At 55.1% G+C, this 26,295-nt stretch carries 15 protein-coding genes and 2 pseudogenes; 9 read left to right on the top strand and 8 right to left on the bottom strand.

Going from position 1 to position 26,295, the window contains the following annotated elements; genetic code table 11:
* Window positions 1-441 precede the first annotated feature (441 nt).
* Genes RB_RS03340 through RB_RS03355 form a run of 4 tightly spaced genes read left to right on the top strand, consistent with a single transcriptional unit; the run spans window position 442 to window position 7,109 of the window.
* The gene (locus RB_RS03340) at window positions 442-2,373 is read left to right on the top strand and encodes a TolC family protein (RefSeq protein WP_231846169.1); all 1,932 of its coding nucleotides are present in this window, start codon (window positions 442-444) and stop codon (window positions 2,371-2,373) included.
* A gap of 4 nt (window positions 2,374-2,377) precedes the next feature.
* Window positions 2,378-3,307 carry an efflux RND transporter periplasmic adaptor subunit gene (locus RB_RS03345; protein WP_164921442.1) on the top strand — a complete coding sequence of 310 codons (930 nt, stop codon included), beginning with the start codon at window positions 2,378-2,380 and terminating at the stop codon, window positions 3,305-3,307.
* Window positions 3,301-4,752, top strand: a complete 1,452-nt coding sequence (locus RB_RS03350) for an efflux RND transporter periplasmic adaptor subunit (protein WP_164921443.1) — start codon at window positions 3,301-3,303, stop codon at window positions 4,750-4,752. The genes RB_RS03345 and RB_RS03350 overlap by 7 nt, the downstream gene beginning before the upstream one ends.
* Window positions 4,704-7,109 (top strand): site-2 protease family protein, encoded by a 2,406-nt coding sequence (locus tag RB_RS03355; protein ID WP_231846170.1) that lies wholly within the window; start codon window positions 4,704-4,706, stop codon window positions 7,107-7,109. Before RB_RS03350 ends, RB_RS03355 begins: the two co-directional genes overlap by 49 nt.
* Before the next feature lie 77 nt (window positions 7,110-7,186).
* On the opposite strand, the gene RB_RS03360 is transcribed toward RB_RS03355, so the two are convergent.
* The 4 genes from RB_RS03360 to RB_RS03375 form a co-directional block, all read right to left on the bottom strand.
* Window positions 7,187-9,910 carry an O-antigen ligase family protein gene (locus tag RB_RS03360; RefSeq protein ID WP_011118485.1) on the bottom strand — a complete coding sequence of 908 codons (2,724 nt, stop codon included), beginning with the start codon at window positions 9,908-9,910 and terminating at the stop codon, window positions 7,187-7,189.
* A gap of 269 nt (window positions 9,911-10,179) precedes the next feature.
* Window positions 10,180-11,664 (bottom strand): DUF4346 domain-containing protein, encoded by a 1,485-nt coding sequence (locus RB_RS03365; RefSeq protein WP_011118487.1) that lies wholly within the window; start codon window positions 11,662-11,664, stop codon window positions 10,180-10,182.
* Window positions 11,665-11,741: 77 nt separating this feature from the next.
* Window positions 11,742-12,641 carry a DUF1573 domain-containing protein gene (locus RB_RS03370; RefSeq protein WP_164922688.1) on the bottom strand — a complete coding sequence of 300 codons (900 nt, stop codon included), beginning with the start codon at window positions 12,639-12,641 and terminating at the stop codon, window positions 11,742-11,744.
* A 242-nt stretch (window positions 12,642-12,883) separates the two neighbouring features.
* The gene (locus RB_RS03375) at window positions 12,884-13,567 is read right to left on the bottom strand and encodes a Maf family protein (RefSeq protein WP_164921444.1); all 684 of its coding nucleotides are present in this window, start codon (window positions 13,565-13,567) and stop codon (window positions 12,884-12,886) included.
* Between the two features lie 496 nt (window positions 13,568-14,063).
* Here RB_RS03375 and RB_RS03380 point away from each other — a divergent pair, with 496 nt between their 5' ends.
* Window positions 14,064-15,800, top strand: a complete 1,737-nt coding sequence (locus tag RB_RS03380; RefSeq protein ID WP_164921445.1) for a DnaA/Hda family protein — start codon at window positions 14,064-14,066, stop codon at window positions 15,798-15,800.
* A 103-nt stretch (window positions 15,801-15,903) separates the two neighbouring features.
* Complete coding sequence (gene dnaB / locus RB_RS03385; RefSeq protein ID WP_011118493.1) at window positions 15,904-17,352, top strand: replicative DNA helicase; 1,449 nt, start codon at window positions 15,904-15,906, stop codon at window positions 17,350-17,352.
* A gap of 4 nt (window positions 17,353-17,356) precedes the next feature.
* Here the strand turns inward: dnaB and RB_RS28480 are convergent.
* The 4 genes and pseudogenes from RB_RS28480 to RB_RS03400 form a co-directional block, all read right to left on the bottom strand.
* Window positions 17,357-17,554: pseudogene (locus tag RB_RS28480) on the bottom strand (hypothetical protein); the annotation flags it as partial.
* Window positions 17,491-17,802: pseudogene (locus RB_RS28485) on the bottom strand (DUF1589 domain-containing protein); the annotation flags it as partial. The pseudogenes RB_RS28485 and RB_RS28480, both read right to left, overlap by 64 nt.
* Before the next feature lie 28 nt (window positions 17,803-17,830).
* Window positions 17,831-19,123 carry an HD domain-containing phosphohydrolase gene (locus RB_RS03395; protein WP_011118495.1) on the bottom strand — a complete coding sequence of 431 codons (1,293 nt, stop codon included), beginning with the start codon at window positions 19,121-19,123 and terminating at the stop codon, window positions 17,831-17,833.
* A gap of 914 nt (window positions 19,124-20,037) precedes the next feature.
* Complete coding sequence (locus RB_RS03400) at window positions 20,038-21,630, bottom strand: DUF4153 domain-containing protein (RefSeq protein WP_164921447.1); 1,593 nt, start codon at window positions 21,628-21,630, stop codon at window positions 20,038-20,040.
* Window positions 21,631-22,071: 441 nt separating this feature from the next.
* Here RB_RS03400 and RB_RS03405 point away from each other — a divergent pair, with 441 nt between their 5' ends.
* The 3 genes from RB_RS03405 (at window position 22,072) to RB_RS03415 (ending at window position 26,187) form a co-directional block, all read left to right on the top strand.
* On the top strand, window positions 22,072-23,805 hold the full coding sequence (locus RB_RS03405) for a DUF11 domain-containing protein (protein WP_164921448.1): 1,734 nt from the start codon (window positions 22,072-22,074) through the stop codon (window positions 23,803-23,805).
* A 310-nt stretch (window positions 23,806-24,115) separates the two neighbouring features.
* A complete protein-coding gene (locus RB_RS03410) occupies window positions 24,116-24,973 on the top strand; it encodes a DUF1206 domain-containing protein (RefSeq protein WP_011118502.1) in 858 nt (285 codons plus the stop codon).
* Window positions 24,974-25,323: 350 nt separating this feature from the next.
* Window positions 25,324-26,187: a DUF2314 domain-containing protein gene (locus tag RB_RS03415; RefSeq protein ID WP_011118504.1), complete on the top strand. Its 864-nt coding sequence runs from the start codon at window positions 25,324-25,326 to the stop codon at window positions 26,185-26,187.
* Window positions 26,188-26,295: the final 108 nt, after the last annotated feature.

Genomic DNA, 26,295 nt, shown 5'->3' on the forward strand with positions numbered 1-26,295 from the left:
GACGTCCGCATGAGACGTACGGGTGTCCACGTAGGATCCGCTGACTTTGCGGGTTCGGCTGACTTGACGCGTTGTTCCGATTGATACCGGTCAAAACGTGTGTGAGGCTCAATTTGCTCACGGTCGTTGCAATCCTCGCGACCGTGTCATCCGAAGAGTTATGTACACGTAGTGGATCAACGCACAGGATCTCACGGTTCGTGATCACCCCAGCGGTTGAGAGGGCACGCTTGCCAACCTTCGGATGAAGGAGCGGGCGACAACCGATGGTGATTGTTTGCAGTAGCAAATCTGGTTTAGGTAGGAATGACGCCCACGTATCAGCATCACCGCAGCATTCGACGGAGCAGACCTCTGCAGGTCTCGACGTCGAAATGCGAAAATCGACGTTCGTCGGCGAAGGCATATCAGCCTTGGCGATGGTCGACGGTTGCTGCTTGGATGCTAGTAACCGGTGGTTTGATCTTGATGGGGATGCACTCACCAGTCCTCCGAGCGGAAGAAACGCCGGGAACGTCTTTTCAGCAGTTCCTCGAGAACGCCGCACGCAACATGGCGGACGCAAATCGTCGCGATTCGTTGCAGCCCGAAACGCCGCCAGCAACCCATTCGACGCCTGTTTCGTCGTCAAACAACGACTCTTTGGCGTTGCCGCCGGAGCCTCCCGAGGTCACCACCGCGGTCCAAACGGTCGCTCCGTGGTGGGAATCCATCGCTTTTTCGGGGCTGTTGCAGACGCCCGATCAAGTCTCTTTCGATTTGCCAACCGTCCTGACCGACACACTCGAGACCAGTCCTCGGATCTCGTCAGTTTCACGGCGGACTTTGATTGCGTACGAAAAGATTGTTCAGCAGAACGCCGTGTTTGATCCGACGCTGCTGCTGGAAGGTGGCTACGGTCGTGTCAATGATCCGGTTGGAAGCACGCTGACAACAGGTGGACCCGACCGATTGATCCAGAACTCGGTGATCGCCAGCGGCGGCTTCCGCAAGCTGACACGACGAGGTGCGGTTGTCGATCTGACACAAGAACTGGGAACGCTGGATAGCAACAGTCTGTTCTTTGAACCCAACCCGCAAGGCAACTCAAGGGTCAGCCTTAGCATCACACAACCGTTGTTGGCGACCAGCGGTGAAGTCTACAACACCCGACTCGTGACTCAGGCATCGATCGATAGTCGGATCGCCTGGCAGGAGATGCGTTCGGAGGTTGAGTCTCATCTTGTCGATACATTTCAAGCGTTTTGGCGTTTGTACGAACGACGTTGCCACCTGGTCCAGCAACGAAGCTTGATCGAACGAGGCGAACAGATCGCTCGCATCGTTGACGGACGCGCGGATTTGGATTCCGGACCACTTCAACGCATCAAAGTTCAACGTCGATTGGCAAACGATCGCGATCGCCAAATCGAAATCGAAGCGGAATTGCAACGACTTCAAGTGCGTCTGCGAACTTTGGTTGGAAGCCCGGAACTGACGGCGATGAATCAATCGGTCGAACTGATTCCGTTGGCCAATCCCGAGATCCCGAAGGAAGACATCGATCTGAAAGACGCGATCGTTCGCGGATTGGAATATCGGCCGGACATCCAAGCCGCAACGCAAGAATTGGCGTCCGCGGGATTGGGGATCAACGTGACGCGAAACGAATTGAAGCCGCAGTTGGATGCGGTTTTCGATGCGTATTTGTCTGGTCTTCGAGGAAACAATCGATTCTTCCAGGCTTTTGGTGACCAATTCACCGAAGGTCCCGGTTTGACGGCGACGTTGCAGTACAGCCTGCCATACGGTCGCCGCGCCGCACGCAGTCGCGTTCGCGAAGCAAGGTATCGATACCAACAACGCAGCGAAGAGTTGCGTCAAAGTTTGTTGGTCGCGCAACGCGAAATCGAGACCGCGTTGATTCAAGCGAATGCAAACTTTCGATTGCGTGAAAGCAAAGCGATCACTTTGCAGGCCGCAATTCGAGAAGAAGAAATCGCAATGCGGCGCTGGGAGTTGTTAGCAGGCGACGGCGGTCCGACGGCACTCGTGCTGGAAGACTTGCTGGAAACTCAGAAACGCCGTACCGAGAGCGAGCAGTTGTTCGTCACCGCACAGGTCTCGTCCATCATCTCTTTGATCGAGTTGCAAAAGGCGATGGGAACGTTGTTGATGACTGAAGGCGTTGAGCCATCGCGATGCGGCAACACAAGCCAAATTGACATCTTGAAAATGGAACCGGTTGAGATTGATCAATTGCACACTCCGACTCACGTCACCGAATGGAGCCCACAGGTGGTTGGCGAATCGTTGATTGGAGAGTTTGGACTAATTGAACTAGAGAATTCAGCGGTCGACGATGCAGCGTCCACTATGGAACGGATGGAATAAGAAAATGACAAAGCAAACTTCATGGACGGTTGTCGGTTTGAGCGTCTTCGTCGCGTTCCATCTAACCGCCGATCTCGCATCTGCGCAAGCCACAACGGGCACGCAGCGAGGCATCGCACTGTATGGCGATTCAGCTTACGAAGGATTTTCGCAAGCCATCGAAGACATTTATCTGAGCAGCGAAGATCTGGGGCGAATCATCGAACTCCCTGTGAAAGTCGGCCAACGGGTCAAAGCCAACGATGTCATCGCACGATTCGACGATGAAATTGAAAAAGCATCGATGGAGATCGCTCAGGCGCAAGCTTCCATGATGGGGGAAATCAATGCGGCTCAAGCGGCGCTGGATATGCAGACGATTCGGGTCGAACACCTTCGTCGATTATTGCGTGACGAGATGGCGGGTTCCGATGAGCTCCGTCGAGCCGAGATGGAATTGAAAATTGCCGCGGCTCGGTTGTTGACCGCTACCGAACAGCGAACGCTCCGATCGGCAGAAGCCAACCGACTCGAATTGCAATGGAAACGACGAACGATTCGTGCTCCGTTCGATGGAGTGGTTGCCGAAAAGAAGGCCGGGTTGGGAGCCACGATCACACCGTCATCCCCTGAAATTGTTCGTTTGGTGCGGACCGACACTCTTCACGGTGTTTTCAACGTGATGGCTGACCGTGCGTTGCAGATGAAGCCGGGCATGGAAACACAGGTCTATTTCCGGGCCGCTCGAAAGACTGTGGATGGAAAGATCGACACGATTGGCCCATCGATCAACAGCGAAAGTGGCACCATTGAGATTCGGGTTCGGATCGACAACCCAACAGGTGAGCTTCGGCCTGGTGACCGCTGCACCATGCGTGTTGTTGCACCGAATCTATCTGACGAAGGTCCCGAGTCGGTCTCCAAGCTGCGAAAGTCAGGAGTCAATCGATGGTAAGTGCTGCCGCATCGACCGATTTCGCGAACAAAGCCAAACCCGAACGCTCGGTTGCGCCGAACGCTACGAATGCGCCCGCGATGCAGTCCTCTGAGTTGTCGGATGTTTCGCGATCGAAACTGTTCCAATCGATGTGGCACACTTGGTTGACGGAGATGGCTTCCACAAAGGACCGTGTGTCCGCCGCGGAATTGCTGGTTCAGCGGTTGGGTGCCGTGTTGCCCGATCACACGATCCGCTTGGGTTGGGGCGCTCGGACGATGCATCGATTGCATGACGGACGCCTGGGATGGCTGGGAGCTGAAAACTCCATCCGTCAACGGTATGACGCACAGTGGTTGGCATCGACATCAGACGACAGCACACCTCCGACCGAAAGCATGTCGCGATGGGACAATGGAACTCTGGTGATCGATTTGGTACCGGATGTCGAGAATGCATCGCAATCGAGCGATTCGACGGAAGGCGGCTCGACAACGATTCCTCGTTGCCAGCTTTGGATACGGCCTCCAGGTGCGGATGACTTTGATGCGCGAACCTTTCAACGAATGCTGACTCCCGATGTGATGGGATTGTTTGCTGCGATCTTCTTGAGTCGACCAGCAAAAGATCATTGGGGACGTCTGGCGAACAAGCTGAGCAAGTGGTGGTCACGACGTGGGCTGATCGGAATCGCATTCTTAGTGACTTTGATTTTAACATGTATCCCGATGTCGTATCGAACGCATGCAATTGCGACCGTCGCCCCAATGAACGGACGGCTGATCGCATCGCCAATTGATGCAACGCTGCTGACGACGTTGGTTCGTCCGGGCGATCGCGTGACAGCCGGGCAAACACTGTTGCAGTTGGATGGACGCCCGTTGCGGATCGAATTGGAATCTCTGCTGGCGGAGATCGATGAGGCACAGAAAGACGAGGACATCGCACTGGCAAGTAATCAAATCGCTTCCGCGCAGCTGGCGGGGCTACGCCGGAAAACATTGCTTCGGAAAGCGGAGTTGTTGCAAGACAAATTGAGCAAACTTGATGTCGTGTCGCCGATTGATGGGATTATCATCCAGGGTGACCTGACTCGTTCGCTCGGGACTCCTTTGGAAATTGGCCAAACGTTGATGGAAGTCGCCCCCGAAGGAAACGTTGAGATTGAATTGGAACTGCCCGAGTCCGAAATCGGATTTGTGGAAATGAACGCTCCCGTTGAATTGTGGTTTCCCGCTTTGGATGGGGAAGCTTTCGAAAGCAGCGTGCAGTCGGTATGGCCGGCCGCGACGATTCGCGATGATTCCAACGTCTTCGTCGCCATCGCGGAACTGCCAAACGAAAACGCGGCTTTGCGAGTGGGGATGCGTGGCGAAGCGATCGTGATGGGACCGACGTACCCATGGATTTGGAAGTGGATTCGAACCCCCGTCAGACGAATGGGGTGGATGATCGGATGGTGAATCCAAACGAAGCTTCCACCAAACAACCGCAATTGGACGACAGCGTTCTAGCGGAACGGAAGGCCTTGACCGAACCGTCGCCCCAAGCCCCCAAAGTGCGGCTGGATCCGGAGCTGGAGTTCACCGTTTGCGAAGTGGCAGGTGTCACGGTCATTCGTGCTGCGCACGGTGGTACGGGTCAGCATTTCCAATTGGGAACGTCCGAGCACTACGTCGCAACACTGCTGGATGGCCATCGCTCAACCACCGAGATCGTCCAACAAGCCGAGCGGGATGGTTTGGACTGGTCGCCAGAAGACGTCGCTGACTTCATCGCGGTATTGGTGGCTCAGAAAATCGCGATCGCCGAAGGCACGCCGGCCGTGGCGCCGCAGCTGCCAGTCGAAGTCGCTACCAATCCCCCGACCGAGTCCGACGCCGATGCGGTGAATATTGATGAGGTGTCAGTTGAAGACTCAAATGAGGACGACGCTGTTGAGTCTGCGTCTGGGCCGACGGGGAAGGCCAGTCGGACCAGCATCTTCGCAGTTGCATCGCGGATGTTTTCCGTTTGCGTTGGTCCGTTCATCAAAGCATGTTCGTGGTTGATCAGTTTGCGGTTTCCGTTGATCAATGCAAACGGACCCGCGAACGCATTGCTTCCATTGGCGCGACCGCTTTTCACTGTGCACGGTGTGGTTGTTGCCGGAGCATTCATCGCGATCACGATGTCATTTGCTTTGTTTCAACGAAGCCAACTGACGGCGGAGCTAATGCGGATTTTTGATTCGCAGCTTTGGGTTGGAATGCTGGCCATCTGGGCGGTCATGAAGTTGATCCATGAAATGGGCCACGCCGTCGCGGCTCGTTGGCATGGGGTCCAGGTTGGCAAAGCCGGCGTGATGTTCTTTCTGATGGCACCCCTTGCCTACGTGGATGTGACCAATGCCTGGCGTCTGCCCAACCGCCAATCTCGCGCTTCGATCGCAATGGCGGGCGTTTACTGGGAACTGTTGATCGCATCGATTGCCTTTTGGATTTGGTGCTGGCACCCAACCGATTTCGCCGCGCATTTGGCTGCACAAATCTTCTTTATCGCCGGTCCTGCGACGTTGCTGGTCAACGCCAATCCTCTGTTGCGTTTGGATGGCTACTACGTGCTATCCGACTGGACGGACATTCCCAATTTGCGAGAACAAGGTCGCAAGCTGTTCGGGGGCTGGTTGCAGTTCAAACTATTCGCGATGCGAGGTCCCAGCTGCAAGTTGTCTGGTTGGCGGCGAGGATTTGCCTCCTGCCACGCCGCCGCTTCGGTCGTCTTTCAGGTTGTCTGGATGGGCGGATTGATTGTCGTTGTTTCGATGTGGGCGGGCCCGGTCGGATTGCTGATGGCGATGGCTGCGATCCTGTTGTGGGTGATGCTTCCGGCCGTGAAATTCGCGGGCAAAGTTTGGAACTACGAAGGCGAGGCGGAATCCTTTTCGAAATGGTCGCATCGCCGGCGTGCAATATGGACGTGCGTGACGTTCTGCTTTCTCGCCCAGTTCCTGGTGACATTGCCGTCACCACTCAGCCGCCCGGTGCCGGTGGTAGTGCGGTTTGCGGATGATCAAATTCTGCGATCGCCCATTGATGGTTTTGTCGATCAGATCGTCATGCAATCCGGTGATTCGGTCATGGCGGGACAAGTCATCCTGCAGTTGATCGATCACGAACTGGTCGCTGAACGCGATGCGACCCAGTTGGAACTGGACGCGGAAGAGATCAAATGGCAACGCCACGAAGGATTGGGCGAACTTGGATTGGCGGAAGCCGCAAAACAGAAGTCCGAAAGTTTGCGACGAAGCTTGGAAGAGTTGAACGCACAGGTGGATTCTCTGCGGGTGGTTGCGCAGCGCGACGGTGAAATCCTAACAACGGACTTGGATGCTCTTCGCGAATCTTACGTGCGTGCTGGGGAAGAGCTGGTCCACATCGGTGTTCGCCAGCGAATGGAATTGTTGGTTTCGGTTGGTGATTCCGACTTGGATGCATATCGTTCGGCGCTACAAAAGGACGAACCCATGCAAGTTCTTTTTCGCGGTGGAGAAATCATCGAAGTCCATCCCGAGAAGTTGCAACCTCGCGCCAGCCGCCAAATTCCGCATCCCGCACTCGCGGCAACCGTGGATGGGCCACTGCCGGTTGCCCCCGCAAAGAAACAGTCGCAATCGTCAGATCCATACGAATTGTTGACACCACGCTTCCAATCGATTGTCCCTTTGTCACCCGCTGTCAGCGATCGCGTTCGAGCGGGTGAGACCGGGCAAATGGCACTTCGCGATCAAAGAAGCCTGGGGCGACGGTTTTGGGATTGGTTGTCCGAAGGTGCGTCTTAGGACTACGAGTTGTCCTAATTGCCGAACTCTTTTGCTGTTGTTTTATAGTAGCCAGCGTTCGCGAACACGAACCACCGCTAATTCAAAATGGATTCCACACTGGGGAGCGAGTCGTCTTTCGGAAGACTTGGTTCGAGCATTTCCTTTCGGTCGGCTTCTGCGATGCGATCAACAAATTGTTGGAACCGTTTGTCCTTTGGAAACGCTTCGCGGCCCATCCGAGAGTGCCGAAGGGCATCTTTTCGGTTCCCTGTGATCAACATTTGCTCGATCAATTGAACGCGGTATCGCGGTTCATCCGGCATCAAGCGTATGGCTTCTTCTCCCGACTTGGTTGCTTTCTCAACGTCAGTCAACGTGAAATGAATTCGGGATAGAAGTGCCTGGCACTTGGCACGTCCGGCCAAATTGGATGCGCGACTGCAATCGATTGCATTTGCAGCGTATTTGAGGAAGAGTTGGTCGGGTTCATCCCACAACATCACGTCAGCGGCGGCCAATTCAATCGCCTGCGATTCTTCTGGGATGACCTCGCTGAGCGGAAGCTTGTCTTGGTTGACTCGGAAAAGAGGCATCAATTGGGACGCCAGAGCAGGACGCAGAGCGAGCGAATCTCGGAACGTTGAAACGGCTGAGTCGTAATCGCCGATCATGAAAGCGCGACGTCCCAATCGCATCAAACGGATGGGTTCGGTCGAGTAGAACTTCGCAAGGTGTTTGACGGCGACGCTGGTTTCAGGCTGCGGTTCCATAACGGATTGCAATTGGACCAACGATGCCCGCGAGGCTTGTCCGAGCGGGCAAGTTACGACACCCGCCAACGATGTGTTCCAGGCGTCTTCGTAATGCAAGATACTTTTGAGGCGATCTCGCGTCATCGCAGCCAAAGGCGGTGGATAGTCCAGTCCACGTTCATTGAGATTCGTTTTCGCGTAGATCTCACCAGCCTGTTCAATCGTGGTCGGACGCCATTCCAAAGTTTCAGCCAAGCGGCCGCGATCACGCTGAGTCGCAGCGAGCAAAGTCCGGGTCTCAGGGAACGGGTTCGATTCCAGGTTCTCGGCCAACAACGATTCGACCTGTTCCAGAACATCGGGTTGAAACTTCATTCCCGAGTATTCGCTTTGGATGCGTCGGACCAACGATTCCGATTCGGCGTCGTTTTTCAAACCGGGAATCGCGAGCACGGAAAGCAGAATGATCACCACCGCGATGGCACCGACGCTGACCGATGATGTGAGACGGCCCCATTTGGAGGTGGATTTCAGTTTGATTTTGGCTCCGCCCGATATGGACTTCGAGTTCTCAGATGCCGATTCAGCTTCGACATCTGCTGCCGCGGCCGCTTCTTCTTCCCGCTCGGCGGCAGCCATCGCCATCGCGTACTCGGGATCGGCCATTGCCATCGCGTGATAAGGATCGTCCTCTTCGTCGGGCATCGGTGCTTGCAATCCACCGCCGGCGACCTGCCGCGAAACCACCGCGGTTGCCAGTACGACAGCCACGAACAGGTTGGCGGGCATGATCAAACCAAAGTCAAAAAACTGTGAGGCGGCAACCGCGGCGATTGCATACCAAGCGGCGACGCGAACGCCTTGATCAACCGGGTCGGCTGACGTCGACAACCGACGCAGTGAACGAAGCAAAATCACAAACAGCAAAGCGGCGATCGCCACGCCGGGCAAACCGGTTTCGACCAGCATTTCCAACCACAAGTTGTCGGCGTGTTCAAACCACGGTCCCGGACTTTGTGACTGGTATGGCAGATAGGAATATCCGTACGTGCTGATGCCGGATCCCATTGGAAGGTAAGCCATCGCGGCATTCCATCCATCTTGCCAGTGCAGCAACCGGCCGTCTTTTTGCAACGTGTCCGCGTTCGCCGAGATCATCTCGAGTCGAGTGATCGATTCTAGATTGAGCTGCATCGGAACCGTCAAAATCGCTACCGAGATCGCGATCACCACTGCCAGAACAGGCAAACCAATCAAGCCGCGTCTGGGGCGGACGTATCCAAAAGCGAAAACCAATCCAAACAAAGCCGCGACTACACCGCCTCGCGATCCGTTCAGGAGCAAACCAGCGACACAGGTGATGGATGAAAGCAAACCGATCAAAGATTCACGGTCGGAAATCAATGCCAGCAGATCGTTGAATTCGAAGTCTGGATCGTCCAATTCGATGCTGTGCAAAGCCATCATCCGCCAAGACAGCAGTCCGAGACTGGCGGCCAATCCGAAGTTCAACATCAACGCCGCGTTGTTGCGATTGACGAACCCTGCAAACCCGCTGGACTTGGATTGGAAGAACCAAATGTCCGCCGTCGGGTCGAGTTTTCGGTAGAAGCCAATGATCGCGACCGATGCACCCGTGATCGCGATCGCGCTGAGCAACATCGTCAATCGATTTCGTGCGTGAAAGACAATCGACGCCGCAAAGGAAAGCGGCAGCAACAACGTCAACAACATCGCAACGTGATGAGTGTCAAACGGCGATACCGACATCGCATGGATCGAGGGTTGCTCCTCCGAAGGCACCAAACCGTCCAACCAAGTCGAATAGGCGTCTTGGGATCCGGGGCTGAGCAATCCGACGAGGCTGGATGGCAACGGCATGGTTTGGATCCATGCGAGCAGAACCAACAAACCAAGCGGAACCAGCAACTTGTGTTGCCGCAGACCGCTGGACGCGGTGGTGTCAGTCAAACCGACCAACGAGCACAGCATCGCGACCAAGATGCCGGTGGCCGCGACGTATTGACTCCAATGCAAGATCCCCCCGAAATCCGCTGCCAAACACAACGGTATTAGGACCAGAATCGAGGCGGAGATCCATAGCAACGTGGTACGTAGAACTGACACGCGGGCAACCGAACCAAAAGAACCAAGAAGGAAATCTCTGGTTAGGTTTTACCCGATTGCTACGAAGGACAAGACCGCATTGACGAAATGTTAAAACGTTTGGAGTGTCCGGTCGCTGTCCAACCGTGCGTGCTGCAGCGATTGAATCCGTTGCGACGACGTCAATCCGAACACAATGTCGAAATCTGGCGAAGTCGATTGATCCTGCATCATTCGGAATTGGTCGGGTCGTTTGGCGATTGCGGACTGCGTGCATGCCGACTGGTCCGCTTGATTCGGTGCGAGTCCTCTTCCACGGTGAGGTGCCCCCAGTGCAACGCTTGGTCTTGTTCGTACTGTTTGCTCAGCGTCAGCGCGATGTTGGCCTTCGCCATTTCATAGCCCAAATAAAACGCGTGTGACGCGTCGACGTTGTCCGCTTGTGATTGTCGCATCAATTCAGCAAACAACTCAAACGGGTCTTTGCCGGTAAGGTGCAAACCAGCACTGATTAAATGGATTGTGTCGTTCTGAGCGATCAAACGGTAATTGTTGTCTTTGACGCCGTCGGCGAGCGCCTCGAGAGCCGCCTCCGAATGCGGTCGCAACTTCGGATCGCGAAGAGTGACGAGTTGGTCGGACAGACGTTTGGGCGGAACGCCTCGCGAAACCGCGTGGTGGACCAATCTTCGAGCGATATCGCATTCCGCGACCGAGGATTTCGCCCAGTTGATGACTTGCGTGGTCAAGACACTTCGGATGGACTGCTCTTGGCAGATTCCGAGCAGCAAGAAGTTGACTCCCGCCGAATCGACATCGGTTAATTCGGTCAAGTTACCGATGCCCATCATCATTTCAATGTCGGGATACCGCCGCCGAACCTCGGCATAGCGGAGCAAACTTTCGGTGAAGCCCGATCCGATGGGTTCGAGAATCGGATCGACGCGGAAGGGAATATTGTGTTGGGTGAGAAATTCAATCGTTTCGTCGAGGCTGGACAAGTCATCTGGTACGTCAGGAATCGCGACCACTTCGCATCCCCAATGACGTGCCGCATCGCGATTGGATGCATTGACTGACAACACCAATGTGGCACCCGCTCGAATCGCATCGCCGGCTTCCTCGCCATCGAATGTGTCGATGCTGATCGTGTGTCCTGCGTCGACGAGTGCCGAAACATAGTTCCCGATCGTTTGGCAACGACGCGAAGGATCGCATCCGACATCGATTCGGTCTGCTCCCTGCTCACGCAATTGATTCGCAATTCGCACGACCTGATCGATCGACAATCGCGGCGCATGATTGATCTCCGCGATGATCTCAATCGAGTGAGCCGAAAGATCGACGGCTTCTTGGCGACCAGTCATCCAGGCATGCAGGTCGCGACAATCCTTGGGACCGCACAACACCTCTGCAGAAGTTTGTTGGATCAGTCCGAGCAACGGAGCGGCCAAATCACCGGCGGCGTCCAAGTTGTCTTCGAGAAATCCAGGCAGGATGACATGGGTCGCGTGATCGGGAATTTCCCAGTGACGAGAAAGCCATTTAGGAGTGATCAACGCGGCCACGGTGATCGGAACAACACCCACGCTGTGCTCGCAACCAAACTCTTTCGCAATGCGATTTGCCTCTTCGCTCACGGCAGCTTCCGCCAATCGTCCGGTCAGAAAATGAACGTGCGAGTCGGCGGTCAGCTTGGGAGGCGAGGAAGGCATGCGGTAACGATGTGGGCGAAGGGCGTTCGCCCCAAATCAACAGAATCGATCCCGTCGGCGCGAGATTAGCGAGCGGGTTACTTTACCGTACCCGTCGCAACGCACTCAGCGGTTTTGTCGCCCGGCAAATCGGTCACGATCTCGATGCGTTGAGCAATGCGGGCAGGTTCATCACCCCCGGTGAATTTCATTTCCACGAAGTGCAGCATCTTTTTGCCTTCGGGAATATCAAACTCGAATCGATCGTCCGGGCATCGAACTTCTTTGATTTCGAAAGGTTCTTCACCACGAACCAACAATCGTTTGCTGACTGTTTTGCCCGACTCGGTCGTTCCCAGGCTGACGGCGGCGGGTGAAACGCTGATCGTTGGACGAATCATTCCAGCGATCGACATTTCGATGGTTGGAAATTTTGTGTCGTTGCTGACCAGCGTCAACCGTTCGCGAATTTCGCCTTCGTCCATGGTGTCTTTCATGCGAACACGCATTTTGTACTGAACCATGTTTGGCTGAATGATCGGTTGTTCCAATTTGACCGCGAAGTCGTCGCAGTGGCTGCGGACGTCGGTCAAACGCCAGCTCGAATTGCCGCGGTGTGTGATCGTGATGTCTTTTTCTTTGACTTCGCCGTTCTTGCACTGACCGAAATCGACTTCGGGCGGGTCGAAAGTGACATCAGTGCGAATGAAACCGCTGACTTGCAGTTGAACTTCGGCGTAGTACGGTCGATCAAACACGACCGTCACGGTCGCGGCCTTTTGACCGATGAAGGTACTCGTGTTCAGTGTCGCGACGATGGAACTGGTTTCGTGCGTTTCCAGAGTGTCGTCTGAGACGGTCGGCGTGGTGCAACCGCAACTGCTTCGGACCCCTTGGACGTGGACTGTTTCTTCGTACAGATTGCGAAACTCGAATTTGTATTCCGCCTTGGTGCCGCGACCGACAACACGAAAATCGTGCTTGGTCTCAGTGAACATTTTCTCAGCCCAATTCTGAGCGTTGGCTGAAGAAGCCAGCGAGATCAAAGAGAGCAGAGCGATGCAACCGGTCAGGCTGGAACGGACGAGTGATCCAATCATCAAACAAATCCATCAGGCTAGGGCGAATTCTGGCACAGCAGCAACGCTGGTGCGATCGCACGAGGGTATCGGGTGGGCAATGGGACATTCAATTCGTCGACGCCATCCTTCGCCGCCTCTGCTCGCCGAGGTCGTCCGACCTAGGAACAGCTTGAATCGGATGATTCAATCGAATCAATCGTCGGGGTGGTTATCTTTTCGGCGTTTTGCTCAAAGTTTTCCAGCAATTCCGCCAGTCGTTCCATCGGCAATCCGACAACGTTGCTTTCACTATCGTTCCCAATGACCTTTAACCAGTCGTTTCCGTCTTGATAGCCGAAAGCCCCTGCTTTGCCATCCCAACGCAAACTGTCCAGGTGTTCGGTCAGTTGCTGGTCCGTCAGGTCGGACATTTGCAATCGAGTTCGAACCACATCGACAACAAACTTCTCGTCACGACGCGACCAAAGGCAGACGCCGGTGAAGACATCGTGATTGCGTCCGCTGAGTAAACGCAGCATTTCTTCGGCGTGATCGCGATTGTGAGGTTTGCCCAAGATGTTTCCCACGCACGAGGCAACTGTGTCAGCCGCCAGCACCAAACCATCGTCGATCCGAGCGACCACGTCAGCGGCTTTTCGATACGCCAACCGCGCCACCATCTCGGGGGCGGTCTCTCGGCTACAGATCCCACACTCGGCAGAGTCCGAAGCCGGTTGAACCGAGAATTCGTATCCCGCCGCGGACAGCAATTGTGCGCGTCGCGGGGACCCGCTGGCCAGGATCAATGATTCCGGATTTGGCGATCCCGAGCCGGGCAATTCCGCTCGTGGAAGGTCGTTCATTAATGGGAGGTCATTCGTCATAGCATCCAGTTTATCGGATGCTGGCGGGACGTCTTCCCGGTGAGTGCCGAAACGCCGATTTCCGGACCAAAATTCTTATCAACACGGTTCGGCGTTCGTAAGTTGATTGCGTAGAGGTGTTTACGCAAATGACATTTTGGAGAAGGTTTTGTGTGGAAAAGGTTACCGACAGATTTTCCACGAGTCACCAAACTCGCCTTGCCGACACTGAAGAGACTCCGTCATGATCTCGGACCGCGAACGAGTCGGGATTTCCCGACCCCGCCGGATGACCTCTCGCCATGTCGGCCTCCACGCTCCAAAACTTCACTCAATCTATTTGACTTGTTTGCTAGCAAACCTAGAATCTGCCCCAACGTCGTGAGGGAGCACATCACTCGGCGACACTCATCGCTTCGAAGAATCGCAGCCACGCTGGCCGCCCGATTCGTCGCCCGTGTTAACAAAATCCATGAGGGAGGTCTGCGCAACCGGTATGTCGTCGACGCAAGGTAGCATCGAGACGCAGGAAGCCATTGAGCGGTTCGCCGAGGCTTTGCATCAACGCATCGGCGCTGACCGATACCGGTTGTGGTTCACCCATGGGGTTGGCTTCGACTTGGAGGTCGGCGAGTCACCCGATGATGGCAAGCCAACCGTTGTGGTGGTCATCCGCACCAGCGGTCCATTCGCGGCACAGCGAATGGGCAACAGCTTCGCAACCGAACTGCGCGCCGCGGCAATGATCGCTTGTGGTGAGCGTGCTCGTTATCGCATCGACGTGGAAGAAGCAGCGCAACCGGAACCCAAGAAACGAACTCGCGCCGCGAAAGTTGCTGCCGAAAAGAAAGCGACCACCAAAAGCGGCGCTCGTCGATCTAGCACCCGGCAAACCAGCACTCGTGCAACCGCGGGCCGGCAATCCGGTGGGCGACAATCGAGCGGCCGCCGCGGATCGGCAAACAGTTTGGCCAGCTTGCTCGCTCAATCGACCGCAACAGGCAGCGACCAGTCCGGTGGATCTCGCGGTGGAAAAGGTCGTTCACGCGGTCGTGTGGAACACGATCCAATCGCGGCGTCGGAATTGCCGACCGATGAACGCTTTGATGACGAAGAGATAGAAGACGAAGAAGTCGCCGTCTCCACACCTCGATCGTCGAAGTCCAAACTTCCACCGCTTCCCGAATCACAACCGACCGGCGGCCGAACGCTCGACAGCTTTATCACCGGTCCCTGCAACGAGTTCGCGTTCTCCGCCGCCATGATGGCGGTCGCGACACCGTCCGTTGCCACGCCACTCTTCTTGCACGGTCCAACTGGGACGGGCAAGTCTCACCTGCTGGCCGCATTGGCGAATGAGTTTCGCACTCGCCGCCGCATGCGCCGCGTCGTTTTGCTGACCGCGGAACAATTCACCAATGACTTTGTCGTCTCGGTGGGCTCGACCGGATTGCCCGCCTTCCGACGTCGTTATCGTGACGTGGATGCACTGCTGATTGATGACGTTCACTTCTTGGCGGCCAAAACGGCGACCTTGCGAGAAGCGTTGTACACCGTCGAAACCTTGGCATCAGCCGGCAAACCGTTGGTGTTTTCAGCCAACTTGCCACCCAGCGATATTCGCGGATTGACCGGCGAAGTGGCTGGCCGCATGGCATCGGGGCTGGTTTGCCCCTTGGCGGCACTTGATCAAGAAACACGCTTCAAGCTTCTTCAGCGGATGGTGGCGACCCGCTGTGTGCTGGGGTGTGACAACACGTTGCTGGAAGAAGTTAGCGAATTGATCGGCGGCGACGCTCGTGCCGCTGGCGGAATCGCAAACCTGATTGGCATGCTCCAGCGGATGTTCCGCCGCGAACCCACGATCGACGAAATTCGTCGTTACGGTGGCGATTTGCTGCGAAGTACCCAGGTGGCACCAACTCTTCGAAGCATCGAAAAAGCCGTTTGCGAAACATTCGGACTTGAAGGCGACGGGCTCCGCGGCAAAGCTCAAACCAGACGGGTTAGCGAACCTCGCACCCTCGCGATGTATTTGGCGAGACAACACACCGGCAGTGCGTTCACGGAAATTGCCAAGCATTTTGGTCGACGCAGCCACTCCAACGCGATCTCCGCAATCAGTAAAGTGGAGACTTGGTTGTCCAGTGGCAAACCCATCGGTGCTGGAGACGGTGCCATGTCGGCGCAAGACGCCATCGCTCGCGTGGAATCACGTTTGCGAGTTGGCTGAGTCGCCGGATGACTCGTCGCCTTGCATTCTCATCGCCATCCATTCTGATTGAATGGAATCGTTTCTTTGAACCATCCATCCGACCCCAACGGCAGCTTCACGGATGATCGCAGATAACAAATTCGACGGACCTCATCGCGGCAAAAAGAAAAAGGAAGTCTCGACCATCGAGATTCTGGCGCGGCAGCAACCGTTCGATCGCGAAGCGGAAATGGGCGTGATCGGTTCCGTGTTGCTGATGCCCGATATCTGCGACGAGATCGCGTCGTTGAAGGCGGATGACTTCTACGATGAAGCCAACCAAATCATTTATCGCCACCTTCGAGACATGTTTGACTCGGGGGAAAAGATCGACATCACGTTGCTGGTGTCGCGAATGCGTACGGCAGGCGATTTTGAAAAAGTCGGCGGTGCTGCGTATCTGGCTCAGCTCGGTGGCAGCGTTGCCAATGCGGCCCACGCGGCTTTCTATGGCGAGATCGTTCGCGAGAAGGCGATGTTCCGTCGTTTGATCGAATCCGGTACCGAGATTCTGCGCGACGCCTACGAACAAAACAGTACCGCGAAGGAACTGTGCGCCCAAGCGGAACAAAAGGTCTTCGCGATCATGGAAGGCCGGTCGGGCAACTCCGTGTGGGCGATCAGCGACGTGCTGCATCAAGCGATGGATCGCATGGAAGCGCGGATGCGAGACGACTATGTCGAGGGTGGTGCCGAAACGGGATTGACCGACTTTGACCAAATGACCGGTGGTTTGCACCACGGTGAGCTGATCATTTTGGCGGCTCGTCCTTCGATGGGCAAAACGGCACTGGCCATGAACATCGCCGAACATTGTGCGATCGTTCAACGTGAGCCGGTCTTGTTCGTCAGTTTGGAAATGTCAGCCATCGAATTGGCTGACCGGATGCTCTGCAGTTTGGCTCGCGTGAACGGTCACCGTTTGCGAAACGGGACGATCAGTTCCGACGACCGCGACCGTTTGGTTTCCAAGGCCAACGACATCAGCCAAGCCCCGCTGTTTGTGGATGATTCGCCCAGTCGAACGGTCAGTGAAATTGCCGCAGCGGCACGTCGGATCAAGCGAAAAGAAGACGGGTTGGGTTTGATCGTGATTGACTACTTGCAGCTCATCGAACCGGACAACTCTCGCGACCCTCGACAGGAGCAGGTTGCAAAGATCGCTCGTCGTTTGAAAGGGATGGCACGGGAATTGGAAGTGCCACTGTTGTGTTTGTCACAGCTCAACCGGCAAGCGGAAGACGGAAAGGATCACCGACCGAAGCTGTCTCACCTTCGTGAGTCGGGTGCTATTGAGCAGGATGCCGACGTTGTGATGTTTGTTCACCGTGAGGAGTACTATCACCGTGGTGAGGACAAGGCTCAGTTCGCAGGGCAAGCCGAAATCATCATCGCGAAACAACGGAACGGTCCGGTCGGCGATGTTGAGTTGACTTGGGAAGGTGACTTCACACGATTCAGCAACCGCGCCGCCGAACATCACAGCGAGTTCGACGACTACCGCGAATTCACCAGCCCCGGCGGATTCTGAGTTCCTACTCCCGTAGGCCAGGTTCCACCTGGCGATGGTCGCTGGCCGAGGCGTTCACAATGTCGTTGGAATGACCTGCCGCGATTCCGCCTCGCTTTGTTCCAAAGCATCGGCTGGGTTGCCATGTGGAACATGGCCTACGAGGGGAACGACGCGGTGGAGATGTAGGCCAGGTTTTACCTGGCGGTGGTTGCTGGCCGAGGCGTTTACCATGTCGTTGGCATGACCTGCCTCGAACACGCCTCGCTTTGTTCCAAAGCATCGGTTGGGGCGCCATGTGAAACATGGCCTACGAGTGGGATGATGCGGCGGAAGTGTAGGCCAGGTTGTACCTGGCGATGGTTGTTGGCCGGGGCGTTTATCACGCCGTTGGAATGAACCGCCGTGAGCACCTGTTTGTTCGGTGCTTTTGGACCACGTAGGACATGACCTGCGAAGAAGTTCGTTCATCAATCTGGATGTCTGTCGTGTTCGTGGTTTAACAGATGGGTTGTTCGGTGGGTATGTCCGTTTCCGATTCCATCATCGAGTCCACCGTCGACAAAACGACTGTGATGGGATCTTTGATGCTGGCGGCGCGGCACTGGAGTCGCTTCAGCATGATTTCTGTGATGACCTGTCCTCGCGGGACCAAGAGAGAGCCTCGCGTATCGATCACATCGCTGTCCAATGTCATGCCAACGCGAAGGTCCCATGCGGTGAGCTGGGCCGTTGTCTTGGTACCTAACACAACCGTTGCGAGTGCATCGACGACTTTGATGTCGAAGCGTTTGCGGTCTTGTCGCATCTCGTCAATCGCATCTTCGGCGGTGGTGTTCATTTGAACCAGACGATCGAACTCCAGACAAGCAGCAAGAATGGAAGCACTGATCAATTCGCGTTCCGAACTAGCGAGCACTCGCAATTCGTCGAACCGTTTGTGCTGCCAACCAACCAGCCGACTGATCGATTTCATTTGTGGGATTTTTTCTATCAATGACTCCCCAAATTTGGCGTGCTGGTTGAACTCCATTTGGTCCACGGCCTTCAGCGTTTCGCCCGAATGAATGGCTTCCAAGATTCTGTCCGGAACGGAGATGCAACCAATCTGAGAAAGCATCGCACTGACTTTGATCTCCCAGGAATGTTCGATCTCGAGTTTGCGACAGACCATCGAGACCAGCTTTTTGGCTCTGCGAGAGCGTCCGAATGCGAGCGGCTTCACGTCGGCGAGCAAGTCAACCAGCAGGTTAATACTTCCGCGGAGCGTTTCTTCGAGAAGGTTCTTTTCCGATGCGACCAGGGCGTGGTGTTCGAGCCCGGATTGCAGGACGTTCCGCAATTCCGCGGTGGAAAATGGCTTTTGTAGAAATCGAAAGACTTGTCCGTCGTTGACCGCTTTGGCCGCGATCTCTTGGTCGGAGTCAGCCGTCATGATGATCCGCGTGATGGTGGGAAAGCGATTTCTTACCGTCGTTAGAAATTGCACTCCATCGACGACTGGCATGTGCATATCAGAAATCACAACGGCAAAATCAGACGTGGAGTTCAAGAGTTGCCACGCCTTCGCAGCGCTGTCCACGAGTTCGATGTCAAAGTCATTTTCAACGCTGAGTCGAAACACTTCCAGCGTTCTGGGTTGATCATCAACCAATAGGATTTTGTTAGCAGTCATCGGTACGTACTCTGTCTTGCAAACGGCATAAGCTTCCGACGCGAAGAAGTGCTGAGGAATCACGGCATCGCTTTGATTGCCCGGTTGGAAACGCGTCAGAGACGGTTTGGCAATCATTCATCGCATCAGGTCGAATGACCTGACGATGCTTCCAGGCAATCTCAATACCATTGATGAGTCTGTGGGGCTCAGGATGAGCGTTTAACCGAGCGGGTGGGTGCGGCCTTTCTGGTTATGCCGATCGCATGGCGGGATCATTCGAAAGTGACTCCTGTTTTCCGCCAACAGGCGTCGAATTGCCGGCGTATTGACCGTCGCTCTGATGGCATTTTCACCAATTGATGGATTTGCGATCACTGCTGGGCTAGTGATTGAGGGAGTCAAGGAAGTCTTGTGACCGGACGATTGATTCGAGGTTTTCGAAAGCCGGTTCATCTTTGGGGGAGTTCCTAAAGCAGTGTTCGTGCCTGAGGCTGGCTAGCGATACCTTTCATCGCAGGAGTTGGGGGATGTCTCGCTTTGTTCCAAAGCATCGGTTGGGGCGCCATGTAAAATATGGCCTACGAGTGGAACGACGCGGCGGAGCTGTAGGCCAGGTTGTACCTGGCGGTGGTTGCTGGCCGGGGCGTTCAGCACGGCAATGGCACGCTCAAACGCGAACACGCCTCGCTTTGTTCCAAAGCATCGGTTGAGTCGCCATGTGGAACATGGCCTACGAGTGGAATGACGTGGCGGAGATGTAGGCCAGGTTGCACCTGGCGAAGGTTGCTGGCCGGATTATTCGACACAGCAATGGCATGCTAAAACGAGAGCACGCCTCGCTTTGTTTCAAAGCATCGGTTGGGGCGCCATGTGGAACATGGCCTACGAGTGGAATGACGTGGCGGAAATGTAGGCCAGGTTGTACCTGGCGGTGGTTGCTGGATAGACCGCCTGCCAGATCGATGGAGTGATTCTCCACGACCCAGCCACACTTTGATTAACCGCAGTGGATCGGTGTCAGTTGATCCGCAGACGCTATTCTCCAAACCTCAATACCACTGCATGGCGTAGGATTTAAAACGTAGGAGAGCCGTTTGGCGTTCACCTGGATTTGCGAAATGAGTGGAAAGCTCGGGATGATCGGCCAATCGGGAGGCGAGCAATCTTGACGCTCCCTGAAGTTCGCTCCAATGAATGGTTCCCTTCGCGGACAGTTCCGCCTCGCGAATCGCCAGTCGGGCTTGGACACCGTCGCGAATGATCGGGTCTGAGTGATTGATCAGGTGGAAGGTCGACAACAACCCTTCATCGCTGATCGGTTTGACGGCCAGCATCACCGAGGGTGCCGAGTATCCCGCATTGACTCGTGAGACGTTGTATCGATGAGCGAGATAATCGACCGGCGTGACGCTGTATGCGATCACAACGATGGTCAACGCCAGCATTTGAGATCGGAGCAGCCACCAGAAGTTCTTGGTTTTGGCGATCTTATAAACAACCAAGGCGAATCCGATGACGACGGCGGTGATTCCGAACAAGCCGACCATCCGAAGTTGTGTCATGCCGTTGTAGCCGATGTAGATCATCAACCGGTTGTAAACTGCCAACGCGAGCAACAGGTTTTCTGCAGACCAAATCCATGCCCATCTTCGGACTTGCGGCATGCGAGGGTCGGACAAGAGACTGCGTCCGAAAATGACGGACAACGAAACCGTTGCCAAACCCAAAGCGATAGTCAACCACGCCGCGCCTTGATGAGCGTAGCCGGCGTAGTAGAACCCTTCTGGGAAATCACGTCGCCACAGTGTCCAGAATTCGAAGCAAAGGTAAGCAGCGAAAAGACTGGTCACCGCAATCAGCGTGTTTCGATACGCTGAGTAGAGACCCGACTCGGCTGATGCGGCAATCAATTCGTCTTCCGTGTTGCTCCCGAATCGAAGAAACGGACGAAGGGGACGCATCAATCCCATGCCGATGGTCAGTGCCAAAACACAAAACGGGATTTCCCAGACTGAGAAGTTGCTGAGCCAGTTGAAGGTGATCTTCCAGGCGTAGCGAACCTGAGTACCAACCCAGGAAACCAAGTCGGGATTGGCCATCACGAAGATTCCGCCAAATGCCAAGACCGCGACGAGAGGCAACAGAATCGATGCGAGGCGGTGGTGGTTGCGGACCTGATTGATCGCCTGGTGAGTCAGGCGGTAGCGAGAGATTCGGTTGGCTCCGTCGACCAAGCTGCGTCCAAACCTGAGGAAGCCTTCTAGCACGAAAGGGACAACTCCACTGGCGGCCATCGACATTGCTACGATCAACAAGAGGGCGGAGCCAATCGCAAGTGGAGAGCCTTGCCAAAGCAATCGCAACGCAACGAGAGCCGACAGGATGCCGCAAACCGCGAGAGACCGACCATGAGGTCGGTTGGTTGCCGCGTACCGGAACAGGATTGGGGTGAGAACCAGGAAAATCGCCACGGAGAGGTAGGTGGCGAGGCGGAAGATCAGCACGTCCGCGGCAAAAGTCCAAACCAAGGCCGCCGTGATTTCGCGGGTTGCCAGCCGAATTGGGATCCCATGGTCTTTCGTCGCAATGGGGGCGGTTGCATCGGAAGACGGATCAATCGGAGGATTCAGGTTGCCGGACATAGCGATTCGCCTTTGTGAGAAAAGAACGGCCAAAGCAATCGATTCATCATGCTCGTGACCATCAGGCTGTGGGCCACGTTCAATCCGTCTTGCCGTGGACGATCTCAGTATAGACCGGAGCGATCACCCGATGCCAACCGGAGTGGGCATGTCGCAGCAATTCAGAGCCGGCACACAAGTCTGGCGGGTAAGTGAGAGACTGTCGATCGGATTGGTCGATTGCCCACAACTGTCAGACGCGACGGAGACGGAGCAATGCAGATTCGCTTGTTCAATTCACGAACATCGTGTGTGGTGAGCGTTCAACATTTGGGCGTTGTCGAGCACCAATTGAAGGATCAACCAAACGATGCACCTAAGAAGTCGGAATCTTGGATTCTTCACACAAGAAAGCGAGCCACTGGCATAGCCCTTGCTCGAATCCGGCGCTGTCATCTTCCGGTGACAAGCGTTGTTTCCAATCCGACTTTCCAACTTAGCAAGAGGTGCGTCATGACTTCATTCGGAAGAAGTCTCTTCTTCGCAGCAGCCGCCGTATGTTCCGCGTCGTTGCTCTCGTCCGTCCATGCCCAATCGTCTTTGTCGACAGGCGATGGGCTATTGAAGGTTACCAGTCAGATGCCGGAGGAGGTTCGGCTCGGCGAAAGTTTTAACTACACCGTTGAGGTTTCCAATATTTCTGACCAAGTCACTTTGCATCGGGTGAAGTTGGCTCAGAAGAAGGCTGAGGGATTGACGATCGAATCGGTTTCTCAGCAAGGCGAGAAGGCGAACGAGAAGCAATCTCAGTCTGAAGCGGAAGAGAAAAATCGTGGCAGCAAGAATCAAATGATGATTCAGACTTTGAAGCCCGGAGAATCTCGCACGTTTGATGTGCAAGCGGTCGCTGATCAGGAAGGTGAGATTCGCAGTTGCTTGGAAGTGGTCAGCTACAAACCGGCGATCTGCCTGACCAGCGAGGCGGTCAAACCTCAGCTGGAATTGACCAAAGTCGCGCCGAAGAAAGCCAATCGATGCGATGTCATCAAGATGGAGTACACGCTGAAAAACGGCGGGAGCGGCGACGTTGGTCCGATCACGATCAAAGACTCTCTCGGTGATGGGTTGGCCACGATTGAAGGCAACAACGAGTTGAAATTCGACATCGATGGACTCGACGCAGGAGAGACTCGCAAATTCATCGCTCGCGTGTATGCCTCGAAGAGCGGCGAATTTGGTAGCCGTGCGGAAGCCAAAGCGACCGAGAGTGATTTGAGCTCTCGTAGCAAGAAGACTCAAACAAAAGTAGTTTCTGCTGATTTGATCGCAATGGTTGAGGGCCCCAATCGTTTGTACGGCAATGACTTGGCGCATTTCACCGCGACGATCACGAACCAAGGCAACGCACCAGCCGAAGATGTTCGAGTGAATTTGATGTGGCCGGAAGCTGCGAACTTGGCGGATGTGAGTGAGCCGCAGATGAAATCGAACCAGTCGTCTAAGCAGGGTGATTCGAAAAAACAATCCGAAGGTCAGCCCACACCGGCGAAGTCGGAACAAGACTCGGCGTCGAACCAATCTGATAGCGGCAATGGCAACGAGCAGTCAAAGCAAACCGATTCGCCCAAGATGGCGGAGAAAACCCTGACGATTGATACGTTGAAACCCGGTCAAAGTGCAACGATTGATTATGCGATTCGCACGGGCGAGTTGGATGAAATTCCAACGAAGGTAAAGGCCACTAGCGTTTGCACGGTCGACGTCGCCGAGGATGAAGCGGATGCAACGACTCGAGCCACCGCAACGGCGATGACTCGTGCGCAAGTGGTCCGCCTTCCCGCGTTGCAATTGACGGTCGTCGATGACGAAGATCCGGTGAACAACGGTAGCGAAGTGACCTACACCATCAAAGTTTGGAACGAAGGGGATGCGATCGACAACAATGTTCGTCTGACCGCTGAGCTGCCAGACGGGTTGAAGTTCGTGTCTGCTGATGGACCAACGGAGTTGAAGGAAGAAGGCCAATCGATCCAGTTTGCTCCCATCAAAAAGATGCAACCGGGTGACGAGGTGACCTACACCGTCAAAGCGGAAGGTGACGGAGAAGGCTCGGTACGATTGACCACGCAATTGGCCAGCCAATCGCTTTCTTCGAAAATCACTGCGGAAGAACCAACTCGAATCTTCAAGCGGTGAACGAGCGATCGCCAGTCTGACTGGTGAATAACGGCGAAATCATAAACAGGTTCGCGGTCTCAGGGCCGCGGACCTGTTTGACATTGGCGGCAGCCGATGCAGGCGAGTATGGAGCGAAGGCCATTGCCGATGTTGATCGCCGGCGGATGGAATGATGCGACGCGAGAACGGGGTTGCGCAAATGCGACTGAAAGCAGGCTAATCGGTATGGGGTTTGCGAACCATAAAAACGATCGGTTTTACGGGACTTCGATACTGTGAGATCGATGCAGTCAAATTTCATTCGCTGAGTTCAATTGAGGCCTGATCCATGTCCGCTGACGCCACTTCCCGTTTTTCTTGGCACGGTTTTCAAGAGGCACGTTTGCCGCAAGTTCCTTCTTGGGTGGAAACGCTTGGTCGTGCCGGGCACATTGCAAAGGGAGTGGTGTATTTCATCGTCGGGTTCCTCGCGTTTCGTGTCACCATTGGGGCCGGTGGTGAGGTCGGTGGGTCTCGCAATGCGATTCGCGAAATTGGCGAGCAACCCTACGGAAAATTCTTGTTGGGTTTGGTAGCGATTGGTTTGCTTGGCTACACCGCTTGGCGTTGGGTGCAAGCAATCAAAGACACCGAAGGTGCGGGGACGGAAGCGAAAGGTTTAGTGAAGCGAACCGGTTATGCAATCAGCGGCATCGCCTATCTGATACTGGGTTGCTATGCGGGATCGTTGTCGCTCGGGTTTGTCGGTGGGGCTTCAAACGGCGACTCATCCAAAGCATCTTTCCTGCTCGACAGCACGCCGGGACGGATTGTCCTGGGTGTTGCGGGCGCGGTCACGATCGGCGTCGGGATCTACTTCGTGGTGAAGGGCTACTACGCCAAGTTCATGACGAAGTATCAATTGGCCGAAATGGGAGACACGTTTCGGACGACGGCACTGCACGCAGGGCGAATAGGTCTTATCACTCGTGGAATCGCGTTCGCGATCATCGGATTCTTCCTGGCACAATCAGCTTGGCAGGGAACCGCAAACGGTGAAATCGCAGGCATGGGCGACGCTCTTTCCGCTATCGCGGGCCAGATGTACGGACGGATTCTATTGGGAATTGTGGGCTTTGGTTTGATGGCCTATGCGGTGCATATGTTTTTGCTGGGATGCTACCGAAGGTTCAACGTTGCCAACTGAACGTGAAGTCCTGATCGAGCATGATACGGATGAGTCCCGAGGTCGCCGGGACGAAAGAGCGACGACTTAAGCTCGAAACTTATGGGGCCAGCGTTCGCTGTACGCTTGTCCGGCGGGGCGGATTCCGCTGTAGTGGACCATTGCGGGGTCCATCTGGGGTATGCTAAGGCGTTCCAAGCAACTTCGCCCTGGCACTGATCGATGCCAACTTTGCGAACCGCGCGGTGTGTTGGTGAGAGAGCTTCGAGGCTTGGACAGGTTTCCACGTTGGCGATCGGATTGTCCGTCAATTCGCCTCCGTGCGTTGTCGTGTGCAAGTTTCTTTCGATCAGCAAGGTTGGGGTTGAACAATGTCATCACAAGCATCTCCTGTTTTCCAAACACCTGGAAATGATTCCGAGATGAAGGAAGCGGCGGCCAAGGCTCGCAAGACTTTTCGCTATTTTTGGCGTGAGATGTCCTGGGAGCATCGTCGGATCGTGCCTGCTTTGGAATTGGCGGCGGTGAAGGCGACCTTTACCGATCCACCGGAATTGCGGTCGAAGGATCCTGATGCACTGGAATGCGAACACATGTGGTTGATGGACGTCGATTTTGATGGCCGCAAGATTGAAGGCACATTGATCAATTCACCGACCTCGTTGCAATCGGTCCACGAAGGCGATCGCGTCAGGATTCCCGGTCGCCAACTGTGCGACTGGATGTATGTGATGTTGGGCGAGGTGTATGGCGGATTCACCGTCGATCTGATGCGTTCACGAATGGGCAACGCTGAACGCAAGCAACATGATCAAGCGTGGGGATTTGAATTTGGTGACGTCGGGATAGTGAATTTGGTTCCACCTGACTTCATTGGTGATACCACGACCAAAAAGAAAGGGTTGTTTGCTCGTTTCAGTCATCCTGAAGTGAAGCCTCAAGACTACGCGAAGGTTGCTGAGAACGAGCATCCCATGTCAGTCAATATGCGTGAGTCGCTCGATGAGACGTTGACTGAAAACGCGGAACTCGTGAATGAGGCCGATGACAAAGGCTATACCTTCCTTCATCAGCTCGCATTGGCAGGATCGTTGGATGGAGTGGATATTTGTTTGAAGCATGGTGCGGATCCGAACGGCGTCGCTGCGAACGGAATGACGCCGTATACTTTGGCGAAGTGCCTGGGTTGGAAACGCGTGATGGCACGGTTGCAAGAGGTGGGTGCAACGGGCTGATCCTCGTGTGGGATACTCGTGTGGTCTCTGTTATCACGCGATGTTCTCGATCCAACAAAATGCGGTCGGATAGTCTGGTATCGTGTGGGCAGACTCCCGGCCGCTTTC

The organism is Rhodopirellula baltica SH 1 (assembly GCF_000196115.1).
Lineage (GTDB): Bacteria > Planctomycetota > Planctomycetia > Pirellulales > Pirellulaceae > Rhodopirellula > Rhodopirellula baltica.

Excerpts from the sequence above, each read along its gene's own strand:
- RB_RS03340 (WP_231846169.1), top strand. The coding sequence starts at position 442 with ATGCTAGTAACCGGTGGTTTGATCTTGATGGGGATGCACTCACCAGTC.
- RB_RS03345 (WP_164921442.1), top strand. The coding sequence starts at position 2,378 with ATGACAAAGCAAACTTCATGGACGGTTGTCGGTTTGAGCGTCTTCGTC.
- RB_RS03350 (WP_164921443.1), top strand. The coding sequence starts at position 3,301 with ATGGTAAGTGCTGCCGCATCGACCGATTTCGCGAACAAAGCCAAACCC.
- RB_RS03365 (WP_011118487.1), bottom strand. The coding sequence starts at position 11,664 with ATGCCTTCCTCGCCTCCCAAGCTGACCGCCGACTCGCACGTTCATTTT.
- RB_RS03370 (WP_164922688.1), bottom strand. The coding sequence starts at position 12,641 with ATGTTCACTGAGACCAAGCACGATTTTCGTGTTGTCGGTCGCGGCACC.
- RB_RS03375 (WP_164921444.1), bottom strand. The coding sequence starts at position 13,567 with ATGAACGACCTTCCACGAGCGGAATTGCCCGGCTCGGGATCGCCAAAT.
- RB_RS03380 (WP_164921445.1), top strand. The coding sequence starts at position 14,064 with ATGTCGTCGACGCAAGGTAGCATCGAGACGCAGGAAGCCATTGAGCGG.
- dnaB (WP_011118493.1), top strand. The coding sequence starts at position 15,904 with ATGATCGCAGATAACAAATTCGACGGACCTCATCGCGGCAAAAAGAAA.
- RB_RS03395 (WP_011118495.1), bottom strand. The coding sequence starts at position 19,123 with ATGATTGCCAAACCGTCTCTGACGCGTTTCCAACCGGGCAATCAAAGC.
- RB_RS03400 (WP_164921447.1), bottom strand. The coding sequence starts at position 21,630 with ATGTCCGGCAACCTGAATCCTCCGATTGATCCGTCTTCCGATGCAACC.
- RB_RS03410 (WP_011118502.1), top strand. The coding sequence starts at position 24,116 with ATGTCCGCTGACGCCACTTCCCGTTTTTCTTGGCACGGTTTTCAAGAG.
- RB_RS03415 (WP_011118504.1), top strand. The coding sequence starts at position 25,324 with ATGTCATCACAAGCATCTCCTGTTTTCCAAACACCTGGAAATGATTCC.